A 7969-nucleotide genomic window follows, 5' to 3' on the forward strand; every position below is an offset into this window, starting at 1 on the left:
CGCTGCACGGCACCAAGCCGATCGACCTCACCGTGGGCCTCATCGACGAGCTGCGCAGCCGCAACCCCGCCCTCGACGTCGAGCGGATCGACGACGTCGTCATGGGCATCGTCTCCCCGGTCGGCGACCAGGGCGCGGTGCTTCCCCGGATCGCCGCCCTCGCCGCGGGCCTGCCCGACCACGTGGCGGGCGTGCAGCTCAACCGGTTCTGCGCGAGCGGTCTCGAGTCGGTCAACACGGCGGCGCAGAAGGTGCGCTCGGGCTGGGACAGCCTCATCCTGGCCGGCGGGGTCGAGTCGATGTCTCGGGTGCCGATGGGCTCGGACGGCGGCGCGTGGGCGATGGACCCGGCGACCAACTACGACACCTCCTTCGTCCCGCAAGGGATCTCGGCAGACCTGATCGCGACGATGGAGGGCTTCTCGCGCACCGACGTGGACACCTTCGCCGTGCGCTCGCAGGAGCTGGCCGCCAAGGCCTGGTCCGACGGGCGCTTCGCCCGCTCGGTCGTCCCGGTGCGCGACATCAACGGGCTCGTCGTGCTCGACCACGACGAGCACATGCGCCCGGGCACCACGGTCGAGTCGCTGAGCGCCCTGAGGCCGTCGTTCGCCGGGATCGGGGAGGCCGGCGGGTTCGACGCGGTGGCGCTGCAGAAGTACCACTGGGTCGAGCGGATCAACCACGTGCACCACGCCGGCAACAGCTCGGGCATCGTCGACGGCGCCTGCCTCATGGTGGTCGGCTCGGGTGAGATCGGCCGCGAGCTCGGGCTCACGCCGCGGGCCCGGATCGCCGCGACGGCCACGAGCGGCGCCGACCCGACGATCATGCTGACCGGGCCGACCCCGGCCACGCAGAAGCTGCTGCACACCGCGGGGCTCACGACCGACGACATCGACCTGTTCGAGATCAACGAGGCGTTCGCCGCGGTCGTGCTGAAGTACCAGAAGGACCTCGGCATCCCCGACGAGAAGCTCAACGTCAACGGCGGGGCGATCGCCATGGGCCACCCGCTCGGTGCGACCGGCGCGATGATCCTCGGCACGATGGTCGACGAGCTCGAACGCCGGGACGCACGTCGCGCGGTCGTCACGCTCTGCATCGGCGGCGGCATGGGTGTCGCCACCCTGATCGAGCGCGTCTGAGCCCCAGCGAAACCGGAGGAACCACACCCAATGCCTGAGCTGAACACGATCCGCTGGGAGCAGGACGCCGACGGCGTCGTCGTGCTCACCCTCGACGACCCGAGCCAGTCGGCCAACACGATGAACGCCGCATACGTCGCCTCGATGCGGGCCGCCGTCGACCGGCTGGTCGCCGAGCGGGAGACCGTCACGGGGGTGGTCGTCACGTCGGCGAAGAAGACCTTCTTCGCCGGCGGCGACCTCAACGACATGTATGCCGCCGGGCCGGCCGACGCCCAGCGGCTCTACGACACGGTCACCGAGATCAAGGCGCAGCTGCGCACCCTGGAGACCCTCGGACGCCCGGTCGTGGCCGCGATCAACGGCGCAGCCCTGGGCGGCGGCCTCGAGATCGCGCTCGCCTGCCACCACCGGATCGTCGCGGACGTCCCCGGCGCCCAGGTCGGGTTCCCCGAGGTGACCCTGGGCCTGCTGCCCGGCGGCGGTGGCGTCGTGCGGACGGTGCGGATGCTCGGTGTCCTCGACGCCGTGACCAAGCTGCTCACGCAGGGGCAGCGGTACCGCCCGGCGCAGGCCAGGGAGCTCGGCGTCGTCGACGAGGTCGTCGGCTCGGTCGAGGAGCTCGTCCCGGCGGCCAGGGCGTGGATCACGGCCCACCCCGAGGCCGTCCAGCCGTGGGACGTCAAGGGGTTCAAGATCCCCGGCGGCACACCGTCCAACCCGGCCTTCGCCGCGAACCTGCCGGCCTACCCGGCCAACCTGCGCAAGCAGCTCAAGGGCGCGAGCTACCCCGCACCACGGGCGATCCTCGCCGCCGCGGTCGAGAGCACCCAGGTCGACGTCGACACCGCCCTCGACGTCGAGTCGCGTTACCTCGTCTCGCTCATCACGGGCCAGGTGAGCAAGAACATGACCAAGGCGTTCTTCTTCGACCTGAACACGATCAAGTCCGGTGGCTCCCGCCCGGGTGGATTCCCGAAGCACCGAGCCGGCAAGGTCGCCGTGCTCGGCGCCGGCATGATGGGCGCCGGGATCGCCTACGTGTGCGCCAGGGCCGGCCTCGAGGTGCTCCTCAAGGACGTCAGCCTCGAAGCGGCCGAGCGGGGCAAGGCCCACTCCGTGGAGCTCGTCGAGAAGGCCGTCGCCCGCGGCAGGTCGAGCCGGGCCGATGCGGAGGCGCTGCTGGCCCGGATCACACCCACCGCCACCGCCACCGACCTCGCCGGCGCCGACCTCGTCATCGAGGCGGTCTTCGAGTCGGTCGACCTGAAGCACAAGGTGTTCCAGGAGGTCGAGGACGTCGTCGCCCCGGACGCCCTGCTCGCCTCGAACACCTCGACGCTGCCGATCACAGCGCTGGCCGAGGGCGTGCAGCGGAGTGCGGACTTCATCGGGATGCACTTCTTCTCCCCCGTCGACAAGATGCCGCTGCTGGAGATCATCGCCGGCAAGCAGACCAGCGACGCGACGCTGGCCAGGGCGTTCGACGTCGCCCTGCAGATCGGCAAGACCCCGATCGTGGTGGGCGACAGCCGCGGGTTCTTCACCAGCCGGGTCATCGGCACCTTCCTGAACGAGGCGATCGCCATGGTCGGCGAGGGCGTCGCCGCCGCGAGCGTCGAGCAGGCCGGACTGCAGGCCGGCTACCCGGCGGCGCCGCTGCAGCTGGCCGACGAGCTCAACCTGTCGCTGATGAGCAAGATCGACAAGGAGACCCGGGCCGGGCTCGAGGCCGACCCGACCGGGCGCCGCTACGAGCCCCACCCGGCTACCGACATCGTCGACGAGCTGCTCGCGCTGGGCCGCAAGGGCAAGCTCGGCGGGGCGGGCTTCTACGACTACGCAGATGGCCGGCGCACCCACCTCTGGGCGGGCCTGGCCGAGAAGTACGGCCACACGACACGGATCCCCTTCGAGGACATGAAGGAGCGGATGCTCTTCGCCGAGGCCCTCGAGACGGTCAAGTGCTTCGACGAGGGCGTGCTGCGCAGCGTCCCCGACGCCAACATCGGCTCGATCATGGGGATCGGCTTCCCGGCGTGGACCGGTGGCGTCGCGCAGTACGTCGACGGCTACCCCGGCGGCGCCGCCGGGTTCGTCGCCCGCGCCCGCGAGCTCGCGCAGCGGTACGGCGACCGGTTCCTGCCCCCGGCCTCACTGGTCGCCCGGGCCGAGCGCGAGGGTGCCGAACCGGCGGCGTGACCCCGCCGCGCGCGGGCTGCACCGACACCGGGCACGCGGCTGGGCGGCATACCTCCTGATCCGTATGCCGCCCGGCGAGCCGGCGCGCCGATGCCGCACCCACCGGGTCGGCCGGGGGCGGATACGTCAACTGACGCATTCGCGGTCGGCCCATCGTCCTGCACCATGGCTGTCTCACGGCTCTGGCCGCAGATGCGAGGAGTGAACCCATGACGTCGACGACGACCCGGCCCCATCCGGAGGGCACGACACAGGACACGACGCTGCGCAAGGTGCTGCACCTGCCCGGCGCGGTCCTGTTCGGGCTGTCCTACATGATCCCGCTGACCGTCTTCACGACGTACGGCGTGGTCAACGTGCAGACCGAGGGCCACCTCGTGGCCGCCTACGTCATCACGACGCTCGCGATGCTCTTCACCGCGGCGAGCTATGCGGCGATGGTCCGAGCCTTCCCCAGGGCCGGGTCCGCCTACACCTACACCCGCCGCACCCTCGGTGACCGTGTCGGCTTCCTCGGCGGCTGGGCCCTGCTGCTCGACTACCTGCTCATGCCGATGATCACCTACCTCGTCATCGGGATCTACCTGGGCGCGAGCTTCCCGGCGGTGCCCCAGTGGGTGTGGATCCTGGCCACCCTCGGTGTCGTCACGGTCCTGAACATCGTCGGCGTCGAGCTGGTCTCCCGGGTCAGCACGCTGATGCTGGTCGTGCAGGCCGTGTTCATCGTCGTGTTCGCGGCCCTCTCGCTGCGCCACCCCGCCCCGGGCGGCGCCCCCTCGGTGACCGACGCCTTCTCGTCGCAGGGCCCCGGAGCCGCGGCCATCTTCGCCGGCGCGGCCGTGCTGTGCCTGTCCTTCCTCGGGTTCGACGCGGTCTCCGCCATGGCCGAGGAGACGGTGGAGGCGCGGCGCACCATCCCCCGAGCCATCATCATCGTCACGCTCTGCGGAGGCGCCCTGTTCGTCCTGCTGGCGGTGCTGTCCGCCCGGGTCTTCCCCGACTGGACGGCCTACACGAGCGCCGAGGCCGCCTCCCTCGACGTGATGCAGGCCGCCGGTGGCCAGTTCCTGACGAACTTCTTCACCGCTGCCTACATCGCGGGGTGCCTCGGTGCCGTGCTCGCCTCGCAGGGCACCGTGTCACGGATCCTCTACGCCATGGGCCGCGACGGGGTGCTGCCCACCGCCGTGTTCGGCCACCTGCACCCACGGTTCCGCACGCCGGTCCGCTCCATTCTCGTGGTGGGGGCGATCGGGCTGCTCGCGCTGGTCATGGACCTGTTCCTCGCCTCCTCGCTGATCAGCTTCGGTGCGCTGACCGCCTTCACCCTGGTCAACGCGGCCGTGGTCAAGCACTACGTGATCGACCTGGGCCGGCGCACGCCGCGGGCCCTGGCGCGCTACCTCGTCGCACCGGGCATCGGCATCGGGCTGTGCCTGTGGCTCTGGACCAGCCTGTCGAGCTCGGCCCTGCAGGTGGGCCTGGGCTGGACGGCGGTCGGAGTGCTCGTACTCGTCACGATGAGCCGCACCAAGCGGGGCGAGGCGCCGGTCCTCGCCATCGACGAGGCCTGAGCTCTCCCGGATGCCGCCGGGCCGGGTCGGGCGCGTCCGCTCCGGCCCGTGGGCTGCCGTGCTCCACCCCGGGGACTACCCGAGGCTCAGCCGAAGACGCTGAAGCTGCTGCGGGACCGGTCGACGTGCCGAAGCCGGCTGTAGTCGCCGAGGTCGACCGTGAGGCCGGTCACCGGCAGGGTCAGGCGGGTCGGGTGGGCATCATGGTCCCGGCCGGCCTCGGTGGCCTCGATGATGGCGTTGAGCAGCTGCCCGACGACCGGGGCGTTCTTGAACTGGTTGCCGCTGGTGCCGATCGCGACGTAGTAGCCGGACAGGCCGGTCCGGTCGTAGATCGGGGCCCAGTCGTCCGCGACGTCGTACACCCCGACCACCCCGGCCGGGCGGTTCGGCACCCGCAGCGCCGGCAGCCGGCGCGCGGCCCGGTAGGCCTGCGCCTCGTAGACCTCACGGGTCACGTTCGGCCGGTAGTCGTCGGCGTCGTCGAGCCACTGCAGGTCGTCGCACTCGGGCTCGGCGCCTCCGACGAGCAGGCCCCCCGCCGGCGCGCCACGGAAGTAGGTGCCCAGGTCGAGGTCGGCCACCATCGGCCCGGGGACGTCGTGGTTCCAGCCCTCCGGGGCCGCGAGGTGATGCACCTCCTGGCGCATCGGCCGGGTCCGGATGTTGAACTCGTCCAGCACCCCGGCCAGACCGTTGACGTGGCCCGAGTGCGGGCCCGAGACGTTGACCACCACCGGTGCCGACAGCCGGGCCCCGTCGGCGAGCTCGACCCCCTCGACCGCGTCACCGCTGCGCAGCACCCGGGTGACCTCGGACCGGAACCGGAACTCGGCGCCACGGCGCACCGCGGCAGCCATCAGGTTGTGGGCCGCGAACACCGGGTCGTCCACGAACCCGCCGTCAGGTGTCCAGTACGCCGTCAACGTCCCGTGCGGGTCCTCCCAGAACCCCGCGTCGGTGACCCGCTTCGGCGGCCAGAACCGACCCGGGTCGAGCGCCGGCAGCCGGGACGCCAGCGTCTCGGCGTCCCATACCTCGTACGGCACCCCCGCGCGGTCGAAGAACCCGAGCACCTTCGAGCGCTGCTGGCCCGGCGACTCGAGGCACAGGGCGCCGGTCTGGACGAACCGGGCCAGCTGCCCGTCGTCGGTGCCCTCGAGATGGTCCTCCCAGCCGACCCACCGTTGCTTGGCCTCCCACGAGACCGCCACCGCGGTGAAGGTCGAGTAGTTGAACCGGACACAGGCCGACGATGCACTCGTCGAGCCGTGCCCCGCGCCCGGTCCCCGGTCGAGCACGACGACCCGCCGGCCGTGCCGGGCCAGCTCGTAGGCGACACCGCAGCCGATGACCCCGGCCCCGATCACGATTGCGTCCGCACCCAGCGTGTGGTCGGGCATCGCGTGCGCTCCTCTCGGGCAGCTCGACTGGTCGGTCGTCGACCACGGGCCATGTTCGGAGCAGGCGCCGGGCATGTCAAGCAGCACCCGGCAGTGGCCCCTGCGGCAGGACCAGCGACGCGGACGGTGTGTGATGGACCCACCGAACCCGACCCCGGTCGGCCGGCCACCTCGACGACCAAGTAACCCCGGAGCCGCCCGCATGAAGCACTCGAGTCACGCCGCCGCTCCCCTGGGCCTGGTGACGTTCGGAATCGTCATGATCGCACTGCCGTTGCGTGGTCCCATCGTCGCGATCACCCCGGTGCTCGACCAGGTGGCCGCCGACCTCGGCCTCGGAGCCGGGGCGGCCGGCCTGCTCGGGACGCTGCCGGTGCTGGCGTTCGCGGTGGCATCTCCCTTGGCGGCGTTGACCACCCGACGGATCGGACCCGAGGCAGCGACGCTGCTGACCTTCGTCGGCATCTTCGTCAGCCAGCTGGTCCGCGCGATCCCCACGACCGCGACGATGTTCGCCGGAACGGTCGCCCTGGGGCTCTCGATCACACTCGGCAACATCGTCGTCCCCGTCGTCATCCAGCGGGACGTCCCGATGAACCGCGTCGGCGCCGTGACCGGCATGTACACCGCCACGATGAACACCGGCTCGCTGCTGACCGCGCTGGTGACGGCGCCGCTCGCCGCGGCGCTCGGTTGGCCGTTGGCGCTGGCCTCCTGGTCACTGCTCACGGCCGGCTGCCTGGCCGTCTGGGCGTTGCCGGCGCGTCGACGGGCCGGGACGATCTCCCCGTGGCGGACCGCCCGGCAGGCTCCGGAGCCACATCCGGCGGTCGTCGACCCGGACGGCGCCTCGGTCGGTGTGGCGCGCCCCGCGCCGAGGAGGGTGACCCGCCTGCAGGTCACCTGGCTGCTGGCGACCGCGTTCTCGGCGCAGGCGTTCACCTACTACGCGTACACGACCTGGTTGCCGAGCTATCTCGTCGAGACCGCCGGCCTGGCCGCGACCGGAGCCGGCGCCCTGGCCTCGAGCTTCCAGGCCTGGGGTGTGCTCGGAGGTCTGCTCGTACCGGTCCTCTTCCGGTGGATCGGCCTCAGCGGTACCGCCGCGGTCCTCGGCGGGCTGTGGCTGGTCATGTCGATCGGGCTGATCCTCGCCCCGGGGCTGATCGCCCTCTGGCTCTTCCTCGGCGGCCTCGCCCAGGCCGGCGGGTTCGTCGTGGTGTTCAGCGCGGTCGCCATGGCCGCCCGAGACTCGCGCGAGACCGCCAGCATGTCCGCCCTCATCCAGACGTTCGCCTACGTCGTGGCAGCCAGCGCCGGCCCGGTCGTCGGGGCGCTGCGCGAGGCGACGGGAGGCTGGGCCGTCCCCCTGACCGCTCTCGTGGCCGTCACCGCGCTCTTCACCGCGACATCGCTCGCCGCTGCGCTCCGCGTGCGCGCGGACCTGCGCCGACGCATGGTCGGGTCGCCCGACGCGTGAGGACACCTGCGTCCGGGAGCAGGCTCGGCGGCATCCGAGCGCAGGAGCCGGCAGCAGGCCGGAAGGCCGCCGACCGGGCTCCCGTCTCGGACCCCGCTACCGAGGCCGGCTCAGCCGGGCGGCCGACTCAGGAAGGAGTCAGGTACGGATCGGCCGGCCCGA

General features: G+C 71.9%; 5 protein-coding genes. 4 read left to right on the forward strand and 1 reads right to left on the reverse strand.

Going from position 1 to position 7969, the window contains the following annotated elements; all coding sequences use genetic code 11:
- The 3 genes from WMI84_RS15520 to WMI84_RS15530 form a co-directional block, all read left to right on the forward strand.
- The coding region (locus tag WMI84_RS15520) for an acetyl-CoA C-acetyltransferase (RefSeq protein ID WP_347354680.1) at positions 1-1148 on the forward strand (1148 nt) is incomplete at its 5' end.
- A gap of 30 nt (positions 1149-1178) precedes the next feature.
- On the forward strand, positions 1179-3350 hold the full coding sequence (locus tag WMI84_RS15525) for a 3-hydroxyacyl-CoA dehydrogenase NAD-binding domain-containing protein (protein ID WP_347354681.1): 2172 nt from the start codon (positions 1179-1181) through the stop codon (positions 3348-3350).
- A 209-nt stretch (positions 3351-3559) separates the two neighbouring features.
- A complete protein-coding gene (locus tag WMI84_RS15530; RefSeq protein ID WP_347354682.1) occupies positions 3560-4924 on the forward strand; it encodes an APC family permease in 1365 nt (454 codons plus the stop codon).
- An 86-nt stretch (positions 4925-5010) separates the two neighbouring features.
- Here WMI84_RS15530 and WMI84_RS15535 read toward each other — a convergent pair whose 3' ends face one another.
- On the reverse strand, positions 5011-6327 hold the full coding sequence (locus tag WMI84_RS15535; RefSeq protein WP_347354683.1) for an FAD-dependent oxidoreductase: 1317 nt from the start codon (positions 6325-6327) through the stop codon (positions 5011-5013).
- Between the two features lie 202 nt (positions 6328-6529).
- Between WMI84_RS15535 and WMI84_RS15540 the strand changes: the two genes are divergently transcribed.
- Positions 6530-7807: an MFS transporter gene (locus tag WMI84_RS15540; RefSeq protein ID WP_347354684.1), complete on the forward strand. Its 1278-nt coding sequence runs from the start codon at positions 6530-6532 to the stop codon at positions 7805-7807.
- Positions 7808-7969: the final 162 nt, after the last annotated feature.

This window comes from Intrasporangium sp. (assembly GCF_039812505.1).
In the GTDB taxonomy this organism is placed as follows: Bacteria; Actinomycetota; Actinomycetes; order Actinomycetales; family Dermatophilaceae; genus Intrasporangium_A.

Coding starts and splice junctions, on each gene's coding strand:
- WMI84_RS15535 (WP_347354683.1), bottom strand. CDS start 6,327: ATGCCCGACCACACGCTGGGTGCGGACGCAATCGTGATCGGGGCCGGG.
- WMI84_RS15525 (WP_347354681.1), top strand. CDS start 1,179: ATGCCTGAGCTGAACACGATCCGCTGGGAGCAGGACGCCGACGGCGTC.
- WMI84_RS15530 (WP_347354682.1), top strand. CDS start 3,560: ATGACGTCGACGACGACCCGGCCCCATCCGGAGGGCACGACACAGGAC.
- WMI84_RS15540 (WP_347354684.1), top strand. CDS start 6,530: ATGAAGCACTCGAGTCACGCCGCCGCTCCCCTGGGCCTGGTGACGTTC.